General features: G+C 65.6%; 21 protein-coding genes. 16 read left to right on the top strand and 5 right to left on the bottom strand.

Going from position 1 to position 22,492, the window contains the following annotated elements; all coding sequences use genetic code 11:
- Window positions 1-12: 12 nt before the first annotated feature.
- Window positions 13-1,308: a Spy/CpxP family protein refolding chaperone gene (locus ABIB91_RS31425; RefSeq protein WP_354170300.1), complete on the bottom strand. Its 1,296-nt coding sequence runs from the start codon at window positions 1,306-1,308 to the stop codon at window positions 13-15.
- 317 nt (window positions 1,309-1,625) lie between these two features.
- Window positions 1,626-2,621 (bottom strand): LysM peptidoglycan-binding domain-containing protein, encoded by a 996-nt coding sequence (locus tag ABIB91_RS31420; protein WP_354170298.1) that lies wholly within the window; start codon window positions 2,619-2,621, stop codon window positions 1,626-1,628.
- Window positions 2,622-2,804: 183 nt separating this feature from the next.
- Here ABIB91_RS31420 and ABIB91_RS31415 point away from each other — a divergent pair, with 183 nt between their 5' ends.
- The 10 genes from ABIB91_RS31415 (at window position 2,805) to ABIB91_RS31370 (ending at window position 13,814) form a co-directional block, all read left to right on the top strand.
- Window positions 2,805-3,506, top strand: a complete 702-nt coding sequence (locus ABIB91_RS31415) for a TolB-like translocation protein (protein ID WP_354170296.1) — start codon at window positions 2,805-2,807, stop codon at window positions 3,504-3,506.
- Window positions 3,507-3,645: 139 nt separating this feature from the next.
- The gene (locus tag ABIB91_RS31410) at window positions 3,646-6,309 is read left to right on the top strand and encodes a bifunctional diguanylate cyclase/phosphodiesterase (RefSeq protein WP_354170294.1); all 2,664 of its coding nucleotides are present in this window, start codon (window positions 3,646-3,648) and stop codon (window positions 6,307-6,309) included.
- Between the two features lie 342 nt (window positions 6,310-6,651).
- Entirely contained in the window at window positions 6,652-7,611 is a 960-nt protein-coding gene (locus tag ABIB91_RS31405; protein WP_354170292.1) for a helix-turn-helix domain-containing protein, read from the top strand.
- Window positions 7,612-7,709: 98 nt separating this feature from the next.
- The gene (locus ABIB91_RS31400) at window positions 7,710-8,000 is read left to right on the top strand and encodes a hypothetical protein (protein ID WP_007599017.1); all 291 of its coding nucleotides are present in this window, start codon (window positions 7,710-7,712) and stop codon (window positions 7,998-8,000) included.
- 103 nt (window positions 8,001-8,103) lie between these two features.
- Complete coding sequence (locus ABIB91_RS31395) at window positions 8,104-9,309, top strand: NAD(P)/FAD-dependent oxidoreductase (protein WP_354170290.1); 1,206 nt, start codon at window positions 8,104-8,106, stop codon at window positions 9,307-9,309.
- 79 nt (window positions 9,310-9,388) lie between these two features.
- Entirely contained in the window at window positions 9,389-10,186 is a 798-nt protein-coding gene (locus ABIB91_RS31390) for an acetoacetate decarboxylase (RefSeq protein ID WP_354170288.1), read from the top strand.
- A 32-nt stretch (window positions 10,187-10,218) separates the two neighbouring features.
- The gene (locus ABIB91_RS31385) at window positions 10,219-11,391 is read left to right on the top strand and encodes a patatin-like phospholipase family protein (protein WP_354170286.1); all 1,173 of its coding nucleotides are present in this window, start codon (window positions 10,219-10,221) and stop codon (window positions 11,389-11,391) included.
- Window positions 11,392-11,425: 34 nt separating this feature from the next.
- Window positions 11,426-12,208 (top strand): 3-hydroxybutyrate dehydrogenase, encoded by a 783-nt coding sequence (locus tag ABIB91_RS31380; RefSeq protein WP_354170284.1) that lies wholly within the window; start codon window positions 11,426-11,428, stop codon window positions 12,206-12,208.
- Between the two features lie 127 nt (window positions 12,209-12,335).
- Window positions 12,336-13,253 (top strand): MBL fold metallo-hydrolase, encoded by a 918-nt coding sequence (locus tag ABIB91_RS31375; RefSeq protein ID WP_354170282.1) that lies wholly within the window; start codon window positions 12,336-12,338, stop codon window positions 13,251-13,253.
- Window positions 13,254-13,454: 201 nt separating this feature from the next.
- The gene (locus ABIB91_RS31370) at window positions 13,455-13,814 is read left to right on the top strand and encodes a hypothetical protein (RefSeq protein WP_219683375.1); all 360 of its coding nucleotides are present in this window, start codon (window positions 13,455-13,457) and stop codon (window positions 13,812-13,814) included.
- A gap of 70 nt (window positions 13,815-13,884) precedes the next feature.
- On the opposite strand, the gene ABIB91_RS31365 is transcribed toward ABIB91_RS31370, so the two are convergent.
- Both ABIB91_RS31365 and ABIB91_RS31360 read right to left on the bottom strand, forming a co-directional pair.
- Entirely contained in the window at window positions 13,885-14,007 is a 123-nt protein-coding gene (locus ABIB91_RS31365) for a hypothetical protein (protein WP_007599008.1), read from the bottom strand.
- Window positions 14,008-14,103: 96 nt separating this feature from the next.
- Window positions 14,104-14,280, bottom strand: a complete 177-nt coding sequence (locus tag ABIB91_RS31360; protein WP_219683392.1) for a hypothetical protein — start codon at window positions 14,278-14,280, stop codon at window positions 14,104-14,106.
- A gap of 138 nt (window positions 14,281-14,418) precedes the next feature.
- Between ABIB91_RS31360 and ABIB91_RS31355 the strand changes: the two genes are divergently transcribed.
- From ABIB91_RS31355 to ABIB91_RS31345, 3 genes are all read left to right on the top strand, one after another.
- The gene (locus ABIB91_RS31355) at window positions 14,419-14,550 is read left to right on the top strand and encodes a hypothetical protein (RefSeq protein WP_354127119.1); all 132 of its coding nucleotides are present in this window, start codon (window positions 14,419-14,421) and stop codon (window positions 14,548-14,550) included.
- A 120-nt stretch (window positions 14,551-14,670) separates the two neighbouring features.
- Window positions 14,671-15,795 carry a lactonase family protein gene (locus tag ABIB91_RS31350; protein ID WP_354170278.1) on the top strand — a complete coding sequence of 375 codons (1,125 nt, stop codon included), beginning with the start codon at window positions 14,671-14,673 and terminating at the stop codon, window positions 15,793-15,795.
- 324 nt (window positions 15,796-16,119) lie between these two features.
- Window positions 16,120-17,007, top strand: a complete 888-nt coding sequence (locus tag ABIB91_RS31345) for an efflux RND transporter periplasmic adaptor subunit (protein ID WP_354170276.1) — start codon at window positions 16,120-16,122, stop codon at window positions 17,005-17,007.
- 129 nt (window positions 17,008-17,136) lie between these two features.
- Here ABIB91_RS31345 and ABIB91_RS31340 read toward each other — a convergent pair whose 3' ends face one another.
- Window positions 17,137-17,985, bottom strand: a complete 849-nt coding sequence (locus ABIB91_RS31340) for a caspase family protein (protein WP_219683378.1) — start codon at window positions 17,983-17,985, stop codon at window positions 17,137-17,139.
- Between the two features lie 426 nt (window positions 17,986-18,411).
- On the opposite strand from ABIB91_RS31340, the gene ABIB91_RS31335 reads away from it, so the two are divergent.
- The 3 genes from ABIB91_RS31335 to ABIB91_RS31325 all read left to right on the top strand — a co-directional run bounded on the left by ABIB91_RS31335 (window position 18,412) and on the right by ABIB91_RS31325 (window position 22,387).
- Window positions 18,412-20,139 carry a hypothetical protein gene (locus ABIB91_RS31335; protein WP_354170274.1) on the top strand — a complete coding sequence of 576 codons (1,728 nt, stop codon included), beginning with the start codon at window positions 18,412-18,414 and terminating at the stop codon, window positions 20,137-20,139.
- Between the two features lie 212 nt (window positions 20,140-20,351).
- Window positions 20,352-21,092 carry a thermonuclease family protein gene (locus tag ABIB91_RS31330; RefSeq protein WP_354170272.1) on the top strand — a complete coding sequence of 247 codons (741 nt, stop codon included), beginning with the start codon at window positions 20,352-20,354 and terminating at the stop codon, window positions 21,090-21,092.
- 107 nt (window positions 21,093-21,199) lie between these two features.
- Window positions 21,200-22,387 carry a pyridoxal-phosphate-dependent aminotransferase family protein gene (locus tag ABIB91_RS31325; RefSeq protein WP_354170270.1) on the top strand — a complete coding sequence of 396 codons (1,188 nt, stop codon included), beginning with the start codon at window positions 21,200-21,202 and terminating at the stop codon, window positions 22,385-22,387.
- Window positions 22,388-22,492 lie beyond the last annotated feature (105 nt).

The following is a 22,492-nucleotide window of genomic DNA, read 5'->3' as shown; positions in this document are numbered from 1 at the left end:
CGGTGCGGGTGATCACGCCCCGCGCTTCGGCCCCATCGCCTCGAACCCGGCCTTCTGCTCGTCGCTCAGGTCCGCCTCGAAATCATCGAGCGCGTCACTGACGCCGTTCACCGCCTGCAGCATCGTCTCCAGCCGCGCCTTCGCGGCGGTGAGGCGGGCCTGTGGTGTCGGTCCGGCCTGTGACGGACAGGCGCCGAGCGTTTCCATCGTGCGCAGCGTGGTGTCCTGGAGCACGTCGAGGCGGGCGCGGGCGGTGTCGTCGAGCTTGAGCGTGGCGGCGATCTCGGCCGCGGGCCATTGCTGCTGCACGAGCTGCTCGTATTGGCGCTGCAGTTTCTCGTCGTAGCGGGGATCGCTGTCCGCCTGGCAGGCCGATGCCGCCTGGGGATTCTTTTGCTGGACCGCTGCAAGCGCGGCGCGGCGGTCCTTGGCCAGGCCATCGAGCTTGGCCTTCTGGTCGTCATCGAGGAGATCGACGAATTTGGCGAGCGAAGGTGCGACGCCGTCCGTTGCCTTGATCATGGCCTCGATGCGCTCGCGCATCAGGCCGAGGCGCTCCATCGCCGTCGCAGGGACCTGCGTTGGACAGGCGGCGCGGATGGTGTCGCGCGCGGCTGCCCACGCGGTGGCGAGCTCGTCGAGCGCTGTGCGCTGCAATTCGTTCGGCTGCACGGCAGCGGCGATGCGTTCGACCGGCAGGCCGCCGGTGTCGCTGGCATCGCAGACGGCCTCCGCAGTCGGGACTCGCCGGCCGCGACGGCCTTGCGGCGTGGTGTAGGCCGCAAGCTCGGTGGCCGCATAGGGCGCGAAGATCGCGGCATAGATGTCGCCATAGCCATAGAGCGAGAGGCTGGTCGTATCGCCGAGGATGATCGCGGTGGTGAGATCGTCATGCGCGAACGGCCAGAACACCGGGCCGACCCAGCCATAGCTGCCGTCGGGGTGGCGCCACCAGCCTTGCGGGCGGCGGCCGCCATGCCAGCCCGACAGCGCGGCTTGCGCCGTCATCGCCGCACGGAGGACGTAAGGATTGGCAGGGAGACCGCGCTCTGCGCCGCGCGGATCTTGCGACCGCAGCGCTGCGGAGCGGTATCGGCCACCCCGCACCGCCATGCGGGCATGGCGCAAGCGCGACATGCCGATCATGTGGCCGACGGCAAAGCGCGCGACACCGAGCGGGCCGCCGCGCAATCCGAACTGCGCCTCGGCGCGATTTGGCAACAGCACCGCCAGAATCACCAGGGTTGCGCCCGTTAGCGCGAGCCCCAGCTTGGGACCCAGCTTCGGCCCCAAGCGTGATCTCGACATGACCACTGACCTGTCCACCTTGGCCCTCCTCCGGCGCCAAGCGCGCATCGCGTCGCATCACAATGACGCGCGAGGGAACCAAATGTTCCGGAAGCGCACAGGGCAAAGCGCCGCGGTATTTGCTTAGGGCGTCTCGGCGGCGCCTGAGCGAGCGCCTCGTCCTTCGAGACGACCGCTTCGCGGCCCCTCAGAATGAGGCTTGGCAGCACATCCGTCTGCGTTGAAATTGCCGCCGCAGACTCATCCCTCATCCTGAGGGCCCGCCGCAGGCGGGCGTCTCGAAGGACGGCCGCAGGCGCAGCGGCGAAGCGCCGCCTTCACTCCGCCTTCTGCGGCAGCACGAAGGTCTGGCCAGGATAAATCAAATTGGGATTGTGGATCTTGGCGCGGTTGGCGTTGTAGATCACCGCAAAGCGGGCGCCGTCGCCGTAAGCGAGCCGGCTGAGCGCCCACAGGCTGTCGCCGCGGGAGATCACCCGGCTGCCGCTTGTTTCCGCCGGTGCACCGCTGACGATTTCCGCCGGCGAGGCCGATGCGACGGTCGTGGCCGCGGGCGCCCGCGCCATCACCCCCGACCCGCCCTTCGGTTTCGGTGCGCCCATCACTCGGGGCCGGGCCGCAGGCCTGTCCGATAAAGATGCCACAACATCCGACTTGTCGTCGGGCTTCTCGGCCTTCGCTTCCTGCTTCGTCTCTTGCCTCGCGGCGGGTGCAGGGCGTGCGGGCGGCGGCGCGGCTTCGGCGATCGTCACCGGCATGCTGCGGCCGGATTGCGTGACGGTGCCGTCAGGCGATTTCGCCCGCAGGGTCAGCTCATAGGAACCGGCGGGAAGCTGCGGCGGCGTCATGACGAATTGGCCCGAGGCATCCGCCACCACACTGTCGAGCGGCTTGCCGTCGCGCAACAGCTCGACCTTGGCGCCCGGCGTCGCCTGGCCCGCGATCACCGCCGCCTCGCCGTGATCGTCGACGCGTGCGACGTCGAAGCGGGGGCCGCTATCGGCAACCGCCGGCGGCGGCTTGACCGGTGCAAGATCGGCAAGCGCGGCCGTGACCTGCTTTTGCGTCTCGGCCAGCGCACCCGCCTTCGGCTCGGGGGCCGGTGCCGGAGACGCAGCTGGCGCCGGCGGCGCGACCGCGGCGAGCTTGGGCTCTTCCGGCTTGGGCTCGACCTTGGGTTCCGGCTTGGCGGCGATGTCGGTCTTCGCCCCCATCGGCAACAGGCGACGCAGCTCGGTGGGGCCGATCACCAGCACGGTGCCGCCCACCGCGAGCAGACAGAATGCAATGAAGGCCTTGGATGCGGTCAACATCGGAAACGAACCCTGATCAGGAAGAATTTTGCAAATCAATCGGCCCGGCAAGGTGCGCCGTTTTGGTCACGGCAGCAAGACGGTCGATAGGATGATGAGCCGGCACGGAGATGAACCGACGCACCCCCGCCGGTGTCAAATGCTCAAGGCCGCATCGCGGCATTTTTCTCGAGGAATTGTCCCGTGAACGCATTTTGCCGTCCCGCACAATGGCCTGTTGGGCTGGTGCTTGCCCTGACAATGGCCGCAACTCCAGGGCTCGCCGCGTCCGGCCCGCCGCCGGATTACATCCTCACCGACAATGCCGATCTCGCCTTCACCTCACCCGACGGCGCCACGGGGATCGAGCAGTACATGAAGGAGGGCGGGGATTTCGAGGTCAAATGGCAGGCCTGGACGAGGCGTGGCGAACAGATGACGGAGCTGAAGCCCGAGCAGGGCTACGGGGCCGGCTTCCGTTGGACCCCCGACTCGCAATGGCTGGTGCGGATGCAGAAGACCGGCTCCGGCGAGCAGGACCTCTATCTCTACCATGCCGAGAAGGGTGCCTTCGTCAGCGCGACGAAGACCTCGCTCAGCGACTTGGCCTGGGCCTATTTCCACGGCCGGCCGGACACTGGGAAGATGAAGCTCGACTACCACATCTCGGCCAATCTCGTGAAAGGCACCGAAGAGGCCTATCGCGGCCTTGGCGTGCACTGGCCGGACAACCGTTACCTCGTGATCTCGTTGTCGGGCGAAATGGACAAGCACCCGAAGAACGTCGCCGTGAAGGGATTGGCCGACTGGCGCTGCCGCTATGATCTCAAGACCGGGGCCTTCGACGTGCCGGCGATGTTCGCCAAGACCAATGCGGAAGCATTGCGATGGCAAATCCGACGCTGAGGGAACCATGCCCCACCGCGCCTTCAGACAAGCGATGGAACCAACCCTCTGATTCCGTTCCGATTCATGCTTTTCTAACCCTCACTGGTAACGCGCTCTTGTCGGTTTTGCCGCATCTTGCATCCCACGGGAGGGCTGCATGGGCACATCGATCCGATGGAGCGCGCGCATGCGCGCGTTGCTGCGCCGTTGGCGCGGAGCGCCGCTGACATGGCTGATCGCAGGCGGCTTCGTGCTGATGGCCGCAATGGCGATCGGCACCGCGCTCACCGTCGACCGCTTCCGGCAGAATGCAATTGAAAGCGGCCGTGACAGCGTGGAGAGCGCGGTCCGGTTGCTCGCCCGCCATTTCGACCGCGAGTTCGAGGATTTTGCGGTGCTGCAGAAGAGCATCATCGCGGAACTCGAAAGCCATGGCATCGAATCCGCAGACGTCTTCCGCAGCGAGATGGGCACGCTCGCCATGCACGAGGTGCTGCGCGCCAAAGCCAGCGGCTGGTCCGACGTCGCCGGTGCCAACGTGTTCGACGCCAAGGGCGTGCTGATCAACTCGTCGCGGCGCTGGCCGGTCGCCGATGTTTCGGTCGCCGACCGCGGCTATTTCGATCGCCTCAAGAACGATCCGGCTTCGCAGGAGGAGGTCGAGGTCGTGCCCGGACGCTTGGGCAGCGGACCGGTCATCGTATTCGCGCGCCGCGTCTCCGGCCCCCACGGCGAATTCCTCGGGCTGGTCTCGCGCGCGATCGCGCCGGAGCAACTCGAATCCTTCTTCGCCTCGAGCGGGCTCGGCGAGGATTCCTCGATCGCGATGCATCACCAGAACGGCCAGTTGCTCGCGCGCGTTCCGCATGTGGAGGCGATGATCGGGCAGAATTTCCGCAACGGCACGCGCGAGCAGATGGCGGTATTCGAGCGAACCTTCGTCACGATGCAGCTCGCAAGCCCGATCGACGGCAAGGATCGCATCGTCGCCGCACGCCTCCTGACCGGCGAGCCGCTGGTCGTGGTCGCGACCAAGTCGCTGGATGCGGCGCTGGCGACATGGCACACGCAAACGAAATTCTTCGTGGCCGTCGCCGTGCTGTCGATCGGCCTGCTCGTACTCACGCTCTATTTCATCTTCCGCCAGATGACCCGCCGGCTCGCCGTGGAGAAGCAGCAGCTCGACACCGCGATGAACACGATGACGCAGGGTCTCCTGATGTTCGACCAGGACGAGCGGCTGATCGTCTGCAACCGGCGCTACATCGAGATGTATGGGCTATCGGCCGATGTGGTGAAGCCCGGCGCATATTTCCGCCAGGTGATCCGGCATCGCCACGACACCGGCTCGTTCCACGGCGACGTCGATTCCTATTGCGACCGCATTTTGGGCGATGCCGGGCAGACGCAGAGCACGATCGTCGAGACCTCCGATGGCCGCCTGATCGAGATCAAGAACCAGCCCGGCGCCGCCGGCGGCTGGCTCGCGACACATGACGACGTCACCGAGCGCATCCGCGCCGACGAGCGCATCGCGCATATGGCGCATTACGACGCGCTGACCGACCTGCCCAACCGCGTGCTGATGCGCGGCCATCTGGAGCGGCGCGTCGCCGAGCTTGCCCAGGGCAAGCCGTTCGCGATCCTCTATATCGACGTCGACGAGTTCAAGGGCGTCAACGATTCGCTGGGACACGAGGTCGGCGACGAGTTGCTGCGCCAGGTCGCGAACCGCCTGCGCGCCTGCGTCAGCGGCAACGACATGGTCGCGCGGCTGGGCGGTGACGAATTCGCCATCGTCAAGGCCGGCACCCGCGACGACGCCGAGCTGACGGCCCTGGCCGAGCAGATCCTGAAGGCGCTGCGCGCGCCCGTGGACTGCAACGGCCAGGACATCCCGACCGATGCCAGCATCGGCATCGCGATCGCACCCGACCACGGCGACAATCCCGACGATCTGCTCAAGCGCGCCGATCTCGCGATGTATGCGGCAAAATCCGAGGGCCGCCGCACCTTCCGCGTCTTCGCGCCCGAATATGACGCCAAGGCGCGGCTGCGCCGCCAGCTCGAGTTCGATCTGCGGCAGGCGCTGGCCCGCGGCGAGTTCGAGGTGCACTACCAGCCGCTGGTCGATCTCGCGGCCAATGTCGTCACCGGCTGCGAAGCGCTGCTGCGCTGGCACCATCCGGAGCGCGGCATGGTGTCGCCCGCCGATTTCATCCCGGTTGCGGAAGAGACCGGATTGATCGGCGAGATCGGCGAATGGGTGCTGAGGCAGGCCTGCCTCGAGGCCGCCGGCTGGCCCGGCGACATCCACATCGCGGTCAACGTCTCGCCGGTGCAGTTCCGCTCGCGGACATTGGCGCTGAAGGTGGCAGCCGCGCTCGCCGAGTCGGGGCTCGCGCCCGGACGGCTCGAGCTCGAGATCACCGAGACCGTCCTGATCCGCGATGACCAGGAGGCGCTGACGATCCTGCAGCAGTTGCGCGAACTCGGGGTGCGCATCGCGCTCGACGATTTCGGCACCGGCTATTCGTCGCTGAGCTATTTGCATCGTTTTCCGTTCGACAAGATCAAGATCGACCGCAGCTTCATCAGCGACATCGGCGAACCCGAGGATTCCTCGCCGATCGTGCAGGCGGTGGTGCACATGGCCGCCGCCCGCCACATGGCGACGACCGCCGAAGGCGTCGAGACCGAAGCGCAGCGCACGGTGCTGCTCCAGCTCGGATGCAGCCAGATGCAAGGCTGGCTGTTCAGCCCTGCCGTGCCGGCGGCGAAACTGAAGCAGCTGTTGTCGGCACAGGCGGCCGCGGCGTAGCGGCGCCCCGGTCGTCCGGTCCCGCCGTTTGGAGGATGTGTCGCGGAATCGGACAAGGCTTGTCCGCTTCGAAATCCGGCCATCCCGCGCCACAAGCGTGCCTAATCGCGACATCGATGTGACGGCCATGTGGCGGCCTGCCCCCCTTTTCTTACAAGCACTTCCCCTCCCCGCCCGCCCGCCGTGCGTTCGCGAAAGCGCGGGCCGGCTTGGAGCAGGATCGGACAAAGCATGCCGGGTTCAGGAAATACGCACCGCAATCGCGGCGCATAGAACACGCGCCGTTCCGTACAAATGCGGACGACTGATCGAGAGCCCGAGCTGATCAGGAGGAGCCACACCATGACCGGGAACACTGCACTCATGCGCAATCCCTCGCACAAGAGCTTGCCGCCGGCCCCTGGCGCACAACCCGACGACAATTCGACCTCCGATCGGCGCGCCGCCGACGCGGAGATGGCGCGTGTGCTCAGGACCGAGCCGTTTCGCGTGGCGCTGGACTCCTCGGGTGCCGGTATCGCGCACTGGAAGCATGATCCGCTGCACGACGTCGTCGAGCCCATGCGCCACCACGTGGTCATGGCGCATAAAGGCGTGATGCAGCGCATGGAGCGGCGCTCGGGAAAATCGATCTCGATCGGCACGTTTCGTCCAGGGGTCGTGAACATCGTTCCGGAAGGGTCGAGCTCCCGATGGGACATTCCGAAGCCCGTCGACGTCGTGCAGCTTTACCTTCCCGACGCAACGCTGCAGCGCATCGCCGGCGAGGCCGGAACCGCGGGGCCCGCCGAATTGATTGAGCGAACGGCGCATCCCGACACGATCACGTCCCGACTGCTCCTGAGCGCGGCGGATTCGCTGGAGAGCCATGGCGTGCTTGATACGCTGTTCCGGCATCAGCTCACGGATCTTCTGGCCACGCGCCTTTTGGCTGCGCATGCAGGCTCGCCAACCACGTTCCAGCCGACCATGGGCGGACTGGCGCCGAAGGTCCTGCTCCGTGCAATCGAACGATTGCGCTCCGATAGCGAAGCGGACGTCTCGCTCGATGCGCTGGCGTCCGATGCCGAGCTATCGCGCTTCCATTTCTGCCGGTCCTTCAAGGAGAGCACCGGGCTGTCGCCGCATGCCTGGCTGCGCCAGCACCGGCTCGAGCAGGCCATGAACATGCTGCGGGAGAGCGACGAATCGATCGTCTCGGTCGCCGCGGCGCTTGGTTACTCCTCGCAGACCGCCTTCGCCGCGGCATTCAAGAAGCTGACGGGCGAGACGCCGAGCGATTGGCGCAGGCGCATGCGTTAGCAGCAATCTCTCGACAACGACGGCAATCGCGCTGGGGCACCCGCAAATCGGGTCAGCTACATCATCTCCATGTCCAGACCAATCGAGGGAGACCAAAGATGACCTGGAAAAACTTCGTCAACCGACGGCTGATTGCCTCACGCCGCCGAAGCCTTGCGACCGCGACCTTGTACGGACTCTCGCTGGCCGTTCGCTTCACGTCGGCGACGGGCGAGGAAGTGGAAATTCCAGCTTACACCATGCACCCGGCACAGCCGCCCGTTTCCATCATGATCCGAAATGGCCCCGGCCTTCCCTATCAGGACTGGAGTCGAAGTGAGCTTCAGCCCGTTGTCCTAGGCTACGGCCGGCCACCGAATTCGCTGCAGGCACGCTGCATCGCGCCTTAAGACCAGCGACCCAACCAAACCCACGCGCTGACGCCGGACGCTGCCCCCAACGCAGCAGCGCGGTCGCGCGCGGTCTTTCGAACAGCAACCAAGGAGAGAATCCATGCGACTCGTCATCATCGGCGCCGGCTTCGCCGGCATGTACGCCGCCCTTTCCGCAGCCCGGCTGCGCGACATCCGAGGCGTCTCGCCGCAAGATCTGCAGATCGCGCTCGTCTCACCGGAGCCGACGCTGGTGGTCCGTCCGCGGCTCTACGAGCCGAAGCCGGAAACCCTGACGGCCCCGCTGCTCGACGTCCTCGAGGCGATCGACGTCGACTACATCCAGGGCAGCGCCGAGACGATCAACACCGAGGCCCGAACGGTGCAGATCACGCCCGCGAAGGGCGCGCGAAAGACGCTGTCCTACGACCGCCTCGTCGTGACCACCGGCAGCCGGCTGTTCCGTCCGAACATTCCGGGCCTCGCCGAGCACGGCTTCAGCGTCGATTCGCTCGACGATGCCGTTGCACTCGACAAGCATCTGCATGGTCTCGCGAAGCGGCCTGCCGTGAACGGACGCGACACGGTCGTCGTCGCCGGCGGCGGCTTCACCGGGATCGAGGCGGCCACCGAAATACCGGCGCGGCTGCGCGAAATCCTGGGCCCCAATGCCGGGACGCGCGTCGTCATCGTCGATCGCAACACTGCGATCGCACCCGACACGGGTGCAGGCGCCCGCCCCATCATCGAGGAAGCCTTGCGCAAGGTTGGGGTAGAGACACGGCTCGGCGCCGGCGTCGCCGCGCTCGACGAGAGCGGCGTCACCTTGTCCAGCGGTGAGCACATCGAAACCGAGACGGTGATCTGGGCGGCGGGCATTCGTGCGGCGCCGTTGACCGGGCAGATTCCCGCCGAGCGCGACAATTTCGGACGGTTGCTGGTCGATCGCTGCTTGCAGGTGCCAGGCGTTCAGGGTGTCTTCGCGGCCGGCGACGCAGCACGCGCCGCCTGCGACGACGAGGGCAATTACGCGCTGATGTCGTGCCAGCACGCCACGCGGATGGGTGCCTTTGCCGGCAACAACGCCGCGGCCGAATTGCTCGGCGTTCCGACCAGGCCCTACCACCAGAAGGCCTATGTCACGTGCCTCGACCTCGGCGAAGCCGGCGCGCTGTTCACACGCGGCTGGGAGCGCAAGGTCGAGCTGGTCGGCGACGTCGCCAAGAAGACCAAGCGTGAGATCAACACCGTCTGGATCTATCCGCCGAAGGCGGAGCGCGCCCTGGCGCTCGCGTCGGCCGATCCGGAACGGGTGACCGAAGTCTAGACGCCCCACGTGATGATGGCCGCGCTCCCGCGGGGCGCGCGGCCCGCCACTGCAGACCGATCATTCAGGAGCCCACAGCATGAACCAGCAGATCCGCAACGTCGCGTTCGCGATGCCGCTGACGAACCCGGCTTTCCCGCCCGGCCCGTATCGCTTCATCAACCGCGAATATTTCATCATCCAGTACCGGACCGACCCGGAGGCATTGCGCCGGATCGTGCCGGAGCCGCTGGAGCTGACCGAGCCTGTGGTGAATTACGAATTCATTCGCATGCCCGATTCCACCGGCTTTGGCGACTACACGGAAAGCGGCCAGATCATCCCGGTGTCCTTCCGCGGCCAGACCGGCAGCTTCGTCCACCAGATGTTCCTCAACGATCATCCGCCGATCGCCGGTGGCCGCGAGCTGTGGGGCTTTCCCAAGAAGCTGGCCCAGCCGAGGCTGGCCGTCGAGACCGATACCCTGGTTGGTACGCTGGACTACGGTTCGGTGCGCATCGCCACCGGCACCATGGGCTACAAGCATCGCGCCCTCGATCTTTCCGCCGAAGCACGGAAGCTCATCGCGCCCAATTTCCTGCTGAAGATCATTCCGCATGTCGACGGCACCGCACGCATTTGCGAGCTGGTCCGCTTCCATCTCGAAGACGTGACGGTGAAGGGCGCATGGACGGGGCCCGCCGCGCTCGATCTCTTCTCCCACGCGCTCGCGCCGGTCGCCGAGCTGCCGGTTCTTCAGGTGCTCTCCGCCAAGCATATCGTTGCCGACCTGACGCTCGGATTAGGAACCGTGGTGCACGACTATCTGGAGCGGTCCGCGGTGGCGCGATCGCGTGGAGCCGAAGCTGAAATCCTGACCGAAACACAGGCCGGCTGACCGAACGGGTCGCATTGCAAGGAGTAGTCGCCATGTTCAACGTGACGCGCGAACAAGTCGATTCCGCACGACCGGTCAATCCGCTGCCCTACGATGTCGTTGCGCTGGTGCTGCAGGGTGGCGGCGCGCTCGGCGCCTACCAGGCAGGCGTCTACGAAGGCTTGCACGAGGCCAGGATCCGGCCGAACTGGCTGGCGGGCATCTCGATCGGCGCGCTCAACGCCGCCATCATCGCGGGCTCCCCGGAAGACGAGCGCGTGGCGCGGCTGCGCGAGTTCTGGGAGACGATCTGCGCAACCCCGGTGGAATGGCCTGCCGGCGAGGGACTGGCCGGCGCGCTACCCTTCGCGTTCGACTTCAACTCCCTGCACAACACGCTTGCCGCGATGCGCGCGCTGTTCCAGGGCCAGCCCGGCTTCTTCAGGCCGCGCTTCCCCTCGCCCTTGTGGTCGCCCTTCTCGGGCGGCGCGTCGACCAGCTTCTATGACACGGCGCCGTTGCAGCGGACGCTGGAACAGCTGGTCGATTTCGACCGGCTGAACTCGGGCGAAGTGCGCGTCAGCGTCGGCGCGGTCAACGTCCGCACCGGCAATCTCACCTATTTCGACACAGCCGAGCGGCGGCTCGGTCCGAAACACTTCATGGCTTCGGGCGCGCTGCCGCCCGGATTTCCCGCCGTCGAAATCGACTCCGAGCATTACTGGGATGGCGGCGTGGTCTCCAACACGCCTCTCTCCCGCGTGCTGTCGGGCGATGCGAAAGACACGCTGACGTTCCAGATCGATCTCTGGTCGGCGCGGGGCCGCGTGCCGCACGACATGATGGAGGTTTCGAGCCGGCAGAAGGACATTCAGTATTCCAGTCGCACCCGCGCCGTCACCGACCAGGCGCTGCGGATGCAGGAGATGCGTCAGGCGCTGCAGCGGACGATCGACAGATTGCCGGAGGCCGCAAGAAACGATCCGGAGATGCACGCCATCGCCGAGCTCGCCCGTCACCGCTCCCACAACATCATCCACCTGATCTACCAGTCCAAGCTCCATGAGGGTCACTCCAAGGACTACGAGTTCGGACCCAAGGCGATGCGCGCGCACTGGCAAAGCGGGCGGGACGACATCCGCCGCACGTTGGCCGACGGACGGCGCCTCGAGCCGCCGCCTTCCGAACTCGGCATCGTCACCCACGACATTCACCGCCGCGATTGACGTCGCCGGCAACCATCATCGAAAGGAGTTTTTCATGTTGAAAGGCAAAGTAGCGATCGTCACCGGATCGACCAGCGGCATTGGCCTCGGGATCGCAAGAGAGCTGGCCAGCCTCGGCGCCGATATCGTCCTGAACGGCTTTGGCGAACCGGGAGCGATCGAGAACATCAGGGCCGGCATCGAACGCGAGGACGGCGTGCGCGTCGCGTATGACGGCACCGACATGTCGGATGGCGAGGCCGTGCGCGGAATGATCGAGGCGACGATCGAAAAATTCGGACGGCTCGACATCCTCGTCAACAATGCCGGCATCCAGTTCACCGCGCCGGTCGAGGAGTTTCCGCCCGCCAAGTGGAAGGCCATTCTCGACATCAATCTGTCGGCGGCATTTCACGGCATCGCTTCGGCCGTGCCCCAGATGAAAAAGCAGCGATGGGGTCGCATCGTCAACATCGCTTCCACGCATGGTCTCGTCGCATCCGCCCACAAGGCAGCCTATGTCGCGGCCAAGCATGGCCTCGTCGGCCTTACCAAGGTGGTAGGCCTTGAAACCGCCGGCAGTGGCGTCACTTGCAACGCGGTCTGTCCCGGCTGGGTGCGCACGCCGCTCGTGGAGAAACAGATTAGCGACATCGCGGCGGAGAAAGGCATCAGCCAGCAGCAAGCAGCCGAAGAGCTTCTCGCCGAAAAGCAGCCGTCGCTGGACTTCGCCTCCCCGAAGCAGATCGGTGGCACCGTCGCCTTCTTGTGCTCGGCCGCGGCCGACCAGATCACCGGGACGACGATCTCCGTCGATGGCGGCTGGACCGCGCAATGAGCGCGTGACGGGCCTCTAATCCACCAAGCGATGACGGCCGCGCTCTCCCTGGCGGCGCGGCCTGCTCAACCAGGACCAGCCGGGGTCAACACCAACCAAGCGCCCAACGCTCGAACAGGAGACCAACATGAATCTGCACAACACCTCATATCCCGTGTCGTCGGGACCCGAAGAGCTCGTTCCGTCGCGCTACGCGCTGAAGATCGGCGAGATCGACGTGCTGGTGGTCAGCGACGGCGTGCTGCCGCTGCCGACCAAGATGCTCGCGCACAACGCCGACCCGGCGGTGCGGGCGACCTGGCTGCACGACATGTTCCTGCCACAGGACGCTTTCGACTGGGCGCTGAACGCCGTCATGGTTCGCAGCGGCGGCAAGACCATCCTCATCGACGCCGGACTGGGCTCGGACCCGAACCTGAACTTGCCGCGCGCCGGACAATTGATCAGGCGACTGGCGGCCGCCGGCATCGATCTTTCGGCGGTGACCGATCTGGTGTTGACCCATCTGCACATGGACCACATTGGCGGCCTGCTGGTCGACGGCGTGAAGGAGCAGCTGCGCAAGGACCTGCGTATCCACGTTGCGGCCGCCGAGGTCAAATTCTGGGAAAAGCCTGATTTCTCTCGCACTGCCATGCCGGAAGGTTTCCCGGACGCGCTTCGATCGACCGCCAAGCAGTTCCTGAAGGAGTACGGCCCTCAGCTGCGGCTGTTCGATGACGAGCAGGAGATTGCGCCAGGCGTCATCGCTCGCCGCACTGGCGGTCACACCCCCGGACACAGCGTGGTTCGCATGGCGTCCGGCGACGACGCGCTGACATTCGCCGGCGATGCCGTGTTTGCCGTCGGGTTCGAGCAACCCGACTGGTTTAACGGCTTCGAGCACGACCCCGAGGAGGCCGCGCGCGTTCGCGTTCGTCTGTTGCGACAGCTTGCCGAGACCGGCGAAATGCTGGTGGCCACCCACCTGCCGTTCCCGTCCGTGGGCCGGGTGGCAGCCGACGGCGAGGCCTTCCGTTGGGTGCCGGTGTTCTGGGACTACTGACCGCTTGCCGGGTTAGAGCTGAAGCAGGGCGCGGACTCGATAAGTCCGCGCCCTTGAAAATAGGATCAAACATCGATCCTCGCGGTTGCCCTGCTGAGACGGCTGGAACCCGATCAGCGGGCGCCAGCCGGCATTGCGTCACGTGCAGCGCAGGCGGCTCCTCGTCTGCGCTCTTGCGCGCGCGAGATCGAGCGAGGAGATATGGCGATCGCGGCATTCAGGATGATCACTCTCGTAGCGGTTGCTGCCATGATCGGCCCATCCGTGCAGGCCCGCGACGACGGTCGCTACGCGAACTCTCCCCTCAAGGGCTGGTTCGAGAGCCTGCACAGCAAGGGCGGAGGTCCCTGCTGTGCCGACGCCGACGGCACGGCGCTGGACGATGTCGACTGGGACACGAGCAACGGACATTATCGCGTGAGACTCCTGGGCGACTGGATCGAGGTGCCCGACGACACCGTGATCACCGAGCCGAACCGCGCCGGCCGCACCATGGTCTGGCCATATTACGTCAACGGCCGCGCCAAGATCCGCTGCTTCATGCCCGGCAGCATGATTTGAGATTTTGAATTCTAATGTCCCGGGCGCGGCGCAGCATGCAACGATGCGCCTTGAACCGGACGGCGCGGGCTCACTTGATTTGCTTGGCCGCGTGGATCTCGACGAACTCGGCGTCGGGATGGGCGACGATGGTGGCGAACATGATGCCACTGATGATGAGCGACCAGGCGGTGTCCCAATAAATCCAAAACACGTGCCAGCCTCCGTTTCGATCTGCTCCGCCCGCGGGATCAGGGTAACGGCAAGGCGAGGCTGCCGTTCCCAGTCCGCGAGCGGCGCGGGCGAGGTGCTATTTTGGTTTGGTCGGCGCGGCGTTGGTATCGGTTTGGCCGGTGTGGCGCTTTGCCACGACGTCCTCATCGCGCTCGGCCTGACGCGGGCGCGGCGGCGACTTGGGCTGGCCCGCCTGACCGCCATGCTTGCCGCCCATGTCGGGCTTACCTTCGAGATCGTTTTCACGGGGCATGCCGGTTCAATGCGCTCGCGCGGCATTGGTTCGGTTCGCCTGTGAACGAGTTCATAGGATCGCCGCGATTTGCAGCGCACGATCGCCAGGCCCACCCCCGGGAGCATTCTCATTCATATGACTGACGGATTCGGCCTGATGCGGAAACGACTTGTCGCCTGGACGATCCTGACCTGCGCGCTGCTCGCGGTCACCGTGTGGACCGTGCTCGGGCCGCCCCACACCCCGCCCGGGCCCCATCTGCCCTCCCGCACAGCGGCGATACGGTAAGCCTCCCACCGATACCATTTCGGCATCAATCGATCCCAATTGGAATTTGGTGCGGCGGGGCGGCTGCCGCTATCCTCCCGGCAAACGACAAATGCCGCACCGGCATCCAGGAGGGACCCCATGCTGAGACCGACCCGACGCATCAGATCCGGCGTACCCCGCGCCGCGATCGCCACCACGCTTGCTTTCCTCACTCTCATTTCTGGAGTCCGCGCCGGCATGGCCGAGACCTTCGCCTATGTCGGCAATGCCGACAGTAACGACATCAGCGTGTTCAAAATGGCCGAGAGCGGCGAGATGACGCCCGTGCAGAAGGCCGCCTTCACCGGCGTCGAAAAGCCCGGCTCCTCGACGCCGCTCGCGATCACGCCCGATCATCGCGTGCTGATCGCCGGTGTCCGCTCGCAGCCGTTCGTTGTGGTGAGCTTTGCGATCGATCCCAAGACGGGCCAGCTCAGCCATATCGGCAACGGCCCGCTCGCCGACAGCATGGCCAACATCGCCATCGACCGCGGCGGCAAATTCCTGTTGAGCGCCTCCTATGGCGGCAACAAGGTCGCGCTGAATCCGCTGCTCGCCAACGGCGTCGCGGGCGAGCCGAAGCAGGTGATCCCGACCGGCCTGAACGCACACGCCTTCCTGCCCTCGCCCGACAACCGCTTCGCGTTCGCGACCAATCTCGGCTCCGACCAGATTCTTGCCTTCGCGTTCGACGCCACGACCGGCACGCTCACGCCGAGCGATCCGCCGGCTCACAAGGTGCCAGAGAAATCGGGGCCGCGGCATTTCGTGTTCCACCCCAACGGCAAGTTCGTCTATCTCCTCCACGAGCTGAACGGCGACGTCGCGGCGTTCGCCTATGAGGCCAAGGGCGGCGCATGGGACGAGATCCAGCGCACCAGCGCGCTGCCGGAAGGATTTACCGGAAAGCCCTGGGCCGCCGACATCCACATTACCCCCGACGGCCGTTTCCTGTACGCCTCCGAGCGTACCACCAGCACGCTCACCGCCTACAAGGTCGATGCAACCACCGGCAAGCTGACCACCATCGGCAGCGTGCCGACCGAGAAGCAGCCGCGCGGCTTTCACATCGATCCCAGCGGGCGCTACCTCGCCGCAGTCGGCGAGCTCTCCGACAGCATGACGGTCTATGCCATCGACCAGAGCAGCGGCGCGCTCGCCAAGCTGAAGTCCTATGCCACCGGCAAGAAGCCGAACTGGGTGGAGTTCTTGAGCCTGCCGTGAGATTGCTCCGCTGCGGGATGAGTTCGGCCTGCATGGTGCGAGACGCCCGCTTTGGCGGGCTCCTCACCATGAGGGTCTGACATCCCGCCGCGAAGCATGACCTCATCCTGAGGGCCCGCCGCAGGCGGGCGTCTCGAAGGATGGCCGCAGGGACAGTGGAAGACAGCGAACCTTGGCGCCGGTCCCGAAGACTAAATCAACGGGCGGCATCGCGCCGCCCGTGCTGCTGCGGCATTCTCATTCGGCCGGCCCTGATGTGCCCTTGGCTCGCAGCGATCGCTTCTGCTAACGATAAGGCCGTCAAGGCCCCAACCGGAATGACCCATGCGTTCATTGCCTGCGCGTTCTGTTTCCAGACATCTCGTTGCGCTCACCGGACTGCTGTTGCTTTCGGCCCAGCCCGCTGCCGCCGCCGATGACGACGCGCCCAAGGGGCCGGCGGTCACGGTGCTGAAGGTCGCAAAATCCTGTTTCTCCGACATCGTCGAGGGCACCGGCACCATCCTCGCGCGCGAGGCAAGCTCGGTGCGGCCGGAGCGGCCCGGCCTGAAGGTGACGGAGGTGCTGGCGGAAGCCGGCGACACCACCACCGCCGGCCAGGTGCTGGCGCGGCTCGCACTGCCCGAGGGCGGCACGCTTCAGGTCACCGCCCCCGTCGCAGGCGTGATCGCGACGTCGACAGCGCAGATCGGTAATCTCGCCTCCGCCAAGGGCGAGGCGCTGTTCACGATCGTGGCGCGCAGCGAGTACGATCTCGTCGCCCTCGTCGCGACCAGCGATATGCGCAAGCTCGCGGTCAACCAGGTGGCGACGGTGCGCATCGCCGGCGCCGGCGACATCGACGGCAAGGTGCGCCGCATCGGCCCGACGGTCGAGCCGAACATCCAGCAAGGCATGGTCTATATCGGCATTTCCGCGCAGAAGCGGCTGTTGCTGAATGCGAGCGGCCGTGCGCTGATCAAGTCCGGCCAGAGCTGCAACGTCGCGGTGCCGCTGACATCGGTGCAGTATTCCTCCGCCGGCACCGTCGTGCAGGTGATCCGCCGCAACCGCGTCGAGACCAAGCGCGTCGAGGTCGGACTGATGTCGGGCGGCAATATCGAGATTCGCGACGGCCTCAACGAAGGCGATATCGTCGTCGCCCGTGCCGGCGCGCTGCTGCGCGAAGGCGATCCGGTGCGCACGGTGATGGCCGCGGAAGCGGCGAAGTAGCAGACGGTCTCGGAGGGTGGGCAAAGCGAAAGCGTGCCCACCAGTTCTGTCAGCGATTTTGGAAAGATGGCGGGCACGGCGCGTTGCGCCTTTGCCCACCCTACAAGACTTCACAGAACGTAAGAAAAACTAACCGCCGGCTTCGCCGAAATGGACGTCCTCGAGCAGCGAGGAGGAGACGGTCGGGACCTGGTCGCCTTCGCTGGCGCGGGAGATGGCGAGGCGGGTCTTGTTGAAGACGCTCTCGGCGCTGCCCTGCGCATTGAGGTTGTTGAGGAACTCGCTGACAAGCACGCTGTGCTCGCCCTTGCCGTCGTCGACGACCTTGCCGGGCGAAGCCGAGGAGAGGATCAGCGCATTGTCCGTCGCGCTGATCGGCGCGAGGCCGTGGCTGTAGGAGCGGAAGCGGCGCTCATAGGGATTGCGGCGGGAGGCGTCGACCACGACGAGCTTGGCCTTGGCGCCCTGCTCCTTCATCATGTCGAGCACGCCTTCGATGGAGACGCCCTGACGACGGACATCGTTTTCCTTCCAGATCACGGCATCGACCGGCAGCATGTAGCTCTCGCGGCCGGCCTGGACGCCGTAGCCGCCGAAGAACAGCATGACGACGGTGTCGCGCTTGATCCGGGACTTCAGGCGATTGACGGCGCGGACCATGTCGTCCTTGGTCGCGTCTTCCACCATGTCGACGTCAAACCCGTTCTTGCGCAGCGACGAAGACAGCGCGCGGGCGTCGTTGATCGACTGCGTCAGCGGCGCATTGGCGTCGGGGTAGTGCCCATTGCCGATGACGAGGGCGAGACGCGAGGCCTGGCCGATCGAGCCGGTGACCTGGTCGGTCGAGACGGCCTTGGCGGCATCGAGCGCCCGCATGTTCAGGGCAGCATGGGCGCCGATCACGAGCGAGACCGTGCCGATGAGGGCTGCGGCCAGCGCGATCGTGCGTCGGGAAATGTCGAGCTGCGTTACATTCATCTCGCGTCATTCCTGTCACTGCCAAAGACCAGCCAAGCACGCGCACACTGTTTGAGTAGCGCGATAGCGTCTTTGGGTTTGAGGGATTGGCCGGGGGTGTGCCCCCGAATTGCGCGCAATTTGCGGCGCCGCACCAAACAAAGCCTTAACCGGATATCGCCTCCCCCGCAATAGATCGCCGAAAATTTGAGCTAAGTCACTGGAAGTACGCGCTAATTTGCACCGCCAAAAGTGTGATTTTTTTGCGTCCCCGTAGCCTTCCGGAGCCTGATTATGCAGGCTTCGTGCCGGCTTTTTCTGTGACTGTCATCACATTTGTATTTCCTGCGAATCCGGGTAGCTTTTTCAACGACTTGCAGGGGGTGGCGCGCGGCTGGGAGCGTGCCGGCCGGCGCCCTCGGCCAAATTCCCGCGACCAGGTATTTCATGAGCTTTCAATATTTTGCCGGCGCCACCTGCCGGGCGCTGACGGCGCGGAAGGACGGCCCCTCGCTTTACGACGTCTGCGATCCCGTATTGTCCGTTGCGGCCAGCGGCGATCCGCATCTGGCCAAGTTCTACAAGACCGCCCTCGGCAATCCCGCATTGCGGGTGCTGCTCCGCCGGGCCGGTCTGCCCGAACTGCGCGACGAAGGCAAACTGGCCCGGCTGCGCCACGCGCTGGTGCGCGCCCGCGACGAGGCCGAGCCCGATTGGGCGGCGGTCGGCCAGCCCGTTGCCGACCTCGTCGACAGCATCGCGCTGGATCATCCCAAGCCGCCGCCGGCCATGTTCACCGGCGCCATGCCGCAACAATCGCAGATCGACGGCGTGATCCGCGACTGCGCGCTGCATCTGCTGGGCTCGTACCGCAAGAATGGCTTTCTGCCGACCTACGCTGCGTTCAACCTGATCGGCGACCCCGATTTCCGCGGCCGCGAGCTGACCATCGCGCTCTCGGGTCTCAACGCGCGCGGCTACAAGAACTCCTCGCTGCTGTTCAACCTCGCCCGTGTCTTCATCGCGCGATCGCCGGCGCGCGCTGTCGTCAATCCGCCCTGGCGAGGGGTTGCCGAACCGATGTGGGAACCGGTGCAGATCCGCCACCGCTCGGCCTATTACGACGCGTTCTTCATCGAGGCGCTGCTCGGCTATGTCGAGAGCGGTCTCGCCTCGCCTACCGAGATGACGGCGGCGAAGCGCGCGGTTGCCGACATGGTCGATTTCTGCGTCAACATCAGCCGCGAAGAGGTCGAGGGCATCGACGGGGCGCGGTTCAACGTCATCACCGCGCTCGCGCCGGCGCCGCATCCGCGCTTCTCGCGCTACTTCGCCCAGATTAAGCAGGACCTCGGTTTCGGCGTCTACGTGCCGGATTGCGACACCACGGCGTGCTCGATCTCCGCGGCGACGCAGGCCGGCTGCACCGATCCGATCCTCGACCAGCCGCTGCTGGATTTCTATGCCGGCTATCAGGTGCGCGCCGGCGTCAACGAGCCGCGCGTGACCGTGCCGATCAACGACAATATCGACTATGAGGGCGGGGTTGCGACCTGGATCGACAACCTCAAGGGCGAGCGGCCCTATGGCAATGATCTCGATCCGACGCTCAATCTCGACATTCTCGAGGTCAGCTTCCGCAACCTCGTGCGCTGGCAAGTATTGGAGACGCCGGCGCGGCTTGCCACCGTCCATCGCATCCTCGGCTTCCAGAAGCGGCTGGCGGCGAGCGGCGCCTTCGCCAATCCGCGCTCGCACATCTATTATTTGCCGGAGCTCTACAGCGCCTATTTCGGCCGCTGTTACGCCGCCTTCCTGGCGCTGCCGCTGGCGGCGCAGGCGATCATCGATCCCGACGGCGATTTCGATTTCATCCGCCACCGCGTGCTGTCTTACGTCAAGGGCGAGCTGATGGCCGCCGAGATGAACGTGTTCGACGCAGCGCTCGCCCTGATCGCGCTCGGCCATCTCGGCGCCGACCCGCGCGCCTTTGCGCCGGCGCTGAACGTGATCGTCGCGAGCCTCGGCGAAGGCGGTCGCCGCGGCCCGTTCCGTGCCTATGAATGGAACAAGATGAAGACGCCAACGCGGATTTTGGTCGGCGGTCCGGAGGTGACGTCGGCGTTCGTGCTGATGGCACTGGCGGTGGCCAAGCGGGCGATGACGCGGGGATAGGTTTCGTAGGGTGGGTTAGCGAAGCGTAACCCACCACTTCTGCCGCCGTGGAGACGAAAGAGGTGGGTTACGCCTTCGGCTAACCCACCCTACAAAACTTCGCTCGATGACGGGAAGTTGAAAGCCCAAGTGCCAGGCATGTGCTGGCCGGGCGGACAAAAGCCGACCACAATTGCGACGTCTATCGCAATTTTCATCACACGCGGACCGGCATGTTGCGAAAATTCCTGATTGCGCTGTCATTGCTCGCCTTGTCCTTGCCCGGCCTGGCGTCGCAGGCTGAGGCCGCCGACATCACCGGGCCTGCAAAGGTTCGCGCCGGCGATGCCGTGGTGATCGGCAACACGCGGATCAGGCTCGGCGGCATCGACGCGCCCGCGGTCGACCAGCTCTGCCTCAACAACAAGGGCGAGCGCTGGACCTGTGGCATCGCGGCCCGCGACGAGCTCGCCAAATATGTCGACGGCAAGAACTGGGTCTGCCATGCGAGGTCGATCGACCGGCGCGGCCGCACCGTGGCGCGTTGCGATGTCGGCGGCGAGGATATCCAGAAATGGCTGGTGCGCGCAGGCTGGGCGCTGGCCTACACCCGCATGTCGCACGACTATGAGGCGGACGAGAAGGCCGCGCGGGAGGCCAAGGCCGGCATGTGGCAGGGCGCCTTCATCGCGCCCTGGGACTGGCGCGTGCGCAACAAGAAGACCACCATCCTCGGCGCCACCAAGCCGCCCGACGGCGCGCATGCGATCCTGCTCGCTTCGGCCTCGGGGCCCGTCGCGCCCTCGCCGGACTGCACCATCAAGGGCAACGTCAACACCGCCGGCGAGTGCATCTATCACCGGCCGACCAGCCGCTGGTATGCGCAGATCAAGATGAAGATCAGCAAGGGCACGCGCTGGTTCTGCTCGGTGGAGGAAGCGGAAGATGCGGGCTGCCGCGAGACTAAGAGATAACCCACGTCAGACCTGCGTTTTCCGGCCTTTTCTTGCACCGCAGCGCCGCGTAAAAGTGTGAATCAGCGACCCACCATCCTGTTCTCAGGCAACAAGGACCAACAGCAATGACCGTTCGCGCGGGCCGGGAATTTCTGGCCATCCCCGGGCCCACCAATATGCCCGACGAGGTGCTGCGGGCGATGCATCGTCCGGCGATCGACATCTACTCCAAGCAGATGACCGATCTGACCGAGAGCCTGCTCAGCGACATCTCGAAACTGTTTGCCACCAAGGGCAAGTCCTACATCTACATCGCCAACGGTCACGGCGCCTGGGAAGCAGCATTGAGCAACGTGCTGTCGCGCGGCGACAAGGTGCTGGTGCTCGAAAGCGGGCGGTTCGCGATCGGCTGGGGCCATGCCGCGGCGCTGATGGGTGCCGAGGTGGAGGTGCTCAAGGGTGACTGGCGCCGCGCGGTGCGGCCGCACGAAGTCGATGAGCGCCTGCGCCGTGACAAGGAGCACACCATCAAGGCCGTCGTCGTCGTCCAGGTCGACACCGCCTCAGGCGTGCAGAACGACATCGAGGCGATCGGCAAGGCGATCAAGGCGAGCGGCCATCCGGCGCTGTACATGGTCGACACTGTCGCCTCACTCGGCTGCATGCCGTTCGAGATGGACAAATGGGGCATCGACGTCGCGATGTCGGGCTCGCAGAAGGGCCTGATGACGCCGCCCGGCCTCGGCTTCGTCACGGCCAATGCGCGTGCGCTCGAGGTCCACAAGAAGGCCAATATGGCGACGCCCTATTGGAGCTGGAGCGAGCGCGAAGGCAGCGAGCATTACCGCAAATATGCCGGCACCGCGCCGGTTCATCTGCTGTTCGCGCTGCGTCAGGCGATCGACCTCTTGCACGAGGAAGGGCTGGAGAACGCCTTCCGCCGCCACAGCCTGCTCGGCGAAGCCGCGCGCCGCGCGGTCGGCGCATGGTCGGAAGGCCAGGTGCTCGGCTTCAACATCGCCGAAGCCAGCGAACGCTCCAACACCGTGACCACGGTGACCATGAGCAACGGCCACGATCCGGCAATCCTGCAACGCTATTGCAAGGAGAAGTGCGGCGTCGTGCTCGGCACCGGCATCGGCGATCTCTCGGGACAAGCCTTCCGCATCGCCCATATGGGCCACGTCAACGCCCCGATGCTGCTCGGCACGTTGGGGGTGATCGAGGTCGGGCTGAACGCGCTGAAGATCCCGCACGGCAAGGGCGGGCTCGAAGCGGCGGTTGCGTATCTCGGCGAAGAGGTGGCGGCGTAAGCGTCTTTTTTCCTTCTCCCCTTGGGGGAGCAATCTTGTAGCCCGGGTGAGCGAAGCGACACCCGGGATTCTTGCGTGAGTCCCCGCATGTCGCTTCGCTCATGC

It is taken from the genome of Bradyrhizobium sp. JR4.3 (assembly GCF_040547695.1).
GTDB classification, from domain to species: domain Bacteria; phylum Pseudomonadota; class Alphaproteobacteria; order Rhizobiales; family Xanthobacteraceae; genus Bradyrhizobium; species Bradyrhizobium canariense.
Note: the sequence above shows the minus strand (reverse complement) of the source record. Positions and strands in the feature narration are given on the sequence as shown.

Bases quoted from the DNA above. Each gene is read 5' to 3' on its own strand.
- ABIB91_RS31400 (WP_007599017.1), top strand. From the start codon at position 7,710: ATGACCTGGAAAAACTTCGTCAACCGACGGCTGATTGCCTCACGCCGC.
- ABIB91_RS31385 (WP_354170286.1), top strand. From the start codon at position 10,219: ATGTTCAACGTGACGCGCGAACAAGTCGATTCCGCACGACCGGTCAAT.
- ABIB91_RS31405 (WP_354170292.1), top strand. From the start codon at position 6,652: ATGACCGGGAACACTGCACTCATGCGCAATCCCTCGCACAAGAGCTTG.
- ABIB91_RS31425 (WP_354170300.1), bottom strand. From the start codon at position 1,308: ATGTCGAGATCACGCTTGGGGCCGAAGCTGGGTCCCAAGCTGGGGCTC.
- ABIB91_RS31360 (WP_219683392.1), bottom strand. From the start codon at position 14,280: ATGCCCCGTGAAAACGATCTCGAAGGTAAGCCCGACATGGGCGGCAAG.
- ABIB91_RS31420 (WP_354170298.1), bottom strand. From the start codon at position 2,621: ATGTTGACCGCATCCAAGGCCTTCATTGCATTCTGTCTGCTCGCGGTG.
- ABIB91_RS31390 (WP_354170288.1), top strand. From the start codon at position 9,389: ATGAACCAGCAGATCCGCAACGTCGCGTTCGCGATGCCGCTGACGAAC.
- ABIB91_RS31395 (WP_354170290.1), top strand. From the start codon at position 8,104: ATGCGACTCGTCATCATCGGCGCCGGCTTCGCCGGCATGTACGCCGCC.
- ABIB91_RS31350 (WP_354170278.1), top strand. From the start codon at position 14,671: ATGCTGAGACCGACCCGACGCATCAGATCCGGCGTACCCCGCGCCGCG.
- ABIB91_RS31335 (WP_354170274.1), top strand. From the start codon at position 18,412: ATGAGCTTTCAATATTTTGCCGGCGCCACCTGCCGGGCGCTGACGGCG.
- ABIB91_RS31410 (WP_354170294.1), top strand. From the start codon at position 3,646: ATGGGCACATCGATCCGATGGAGCGCGCGCATGCGCGCGTTGCTGCGC.
- ABIB91_RS31380 (WP_354170284.1), top strand. From the start codon at position 11,426: ATGTTGAAAGGCAAAGTAGCGATCGTCACCGGATCGACCAGCGGCATT.
- ABIB91_RS31325 (WP_354170270.1), top strand. From the start codon at position 21,200: ATGACCGTTCGCGCGGGCCGGGAATTTCTGGCCATCCCCGGGCCCACC.
- ABIB91_RS31340 (WP_219683378.1), bottom strand. From the start codon at position 17,985: ATGAATGTAACGCAGCTCGACATTTCCCGACGCACGATCGCGCTGGCC.
- ABIB91_RS31355 (WP_354127119.1), top strand. From the start codon at position 14,419: ATGCGGAAACGACTTGTCGCCTGGACGATCCTGACCTGCGCGCTGCTC.
- ABIB91_RS31375 (WP_354170282.1), top strand. From the start codon at position 12,336: ATGAATCTGCACAACACCTCATATCCCGTGTCGTCGGGACCCGAAGAG.
- ABIB91_RS31330 (WP_354170272.1), top strand. From the start codon at position 20,352: ATGTTGCGAAAATTCCTGATTGCGCTGTCATTGCTCGCCTTGTCCTTG.
- ABIB91_RS31370 (WP_219683375.1), top strand. From the start codon at position 13,455: ATGGCGATCGCGGCATTCAGGATGATCACTCTCGTAGCGGTTGCTGCC.
- ABIB91_RS31345 (WP_354170276.1), top strand. From the start codon at position 16,120: ATGCGTTCATTGCCTGCGCGTTCTGTTTCCAGACATCTCGTTGCGCTC.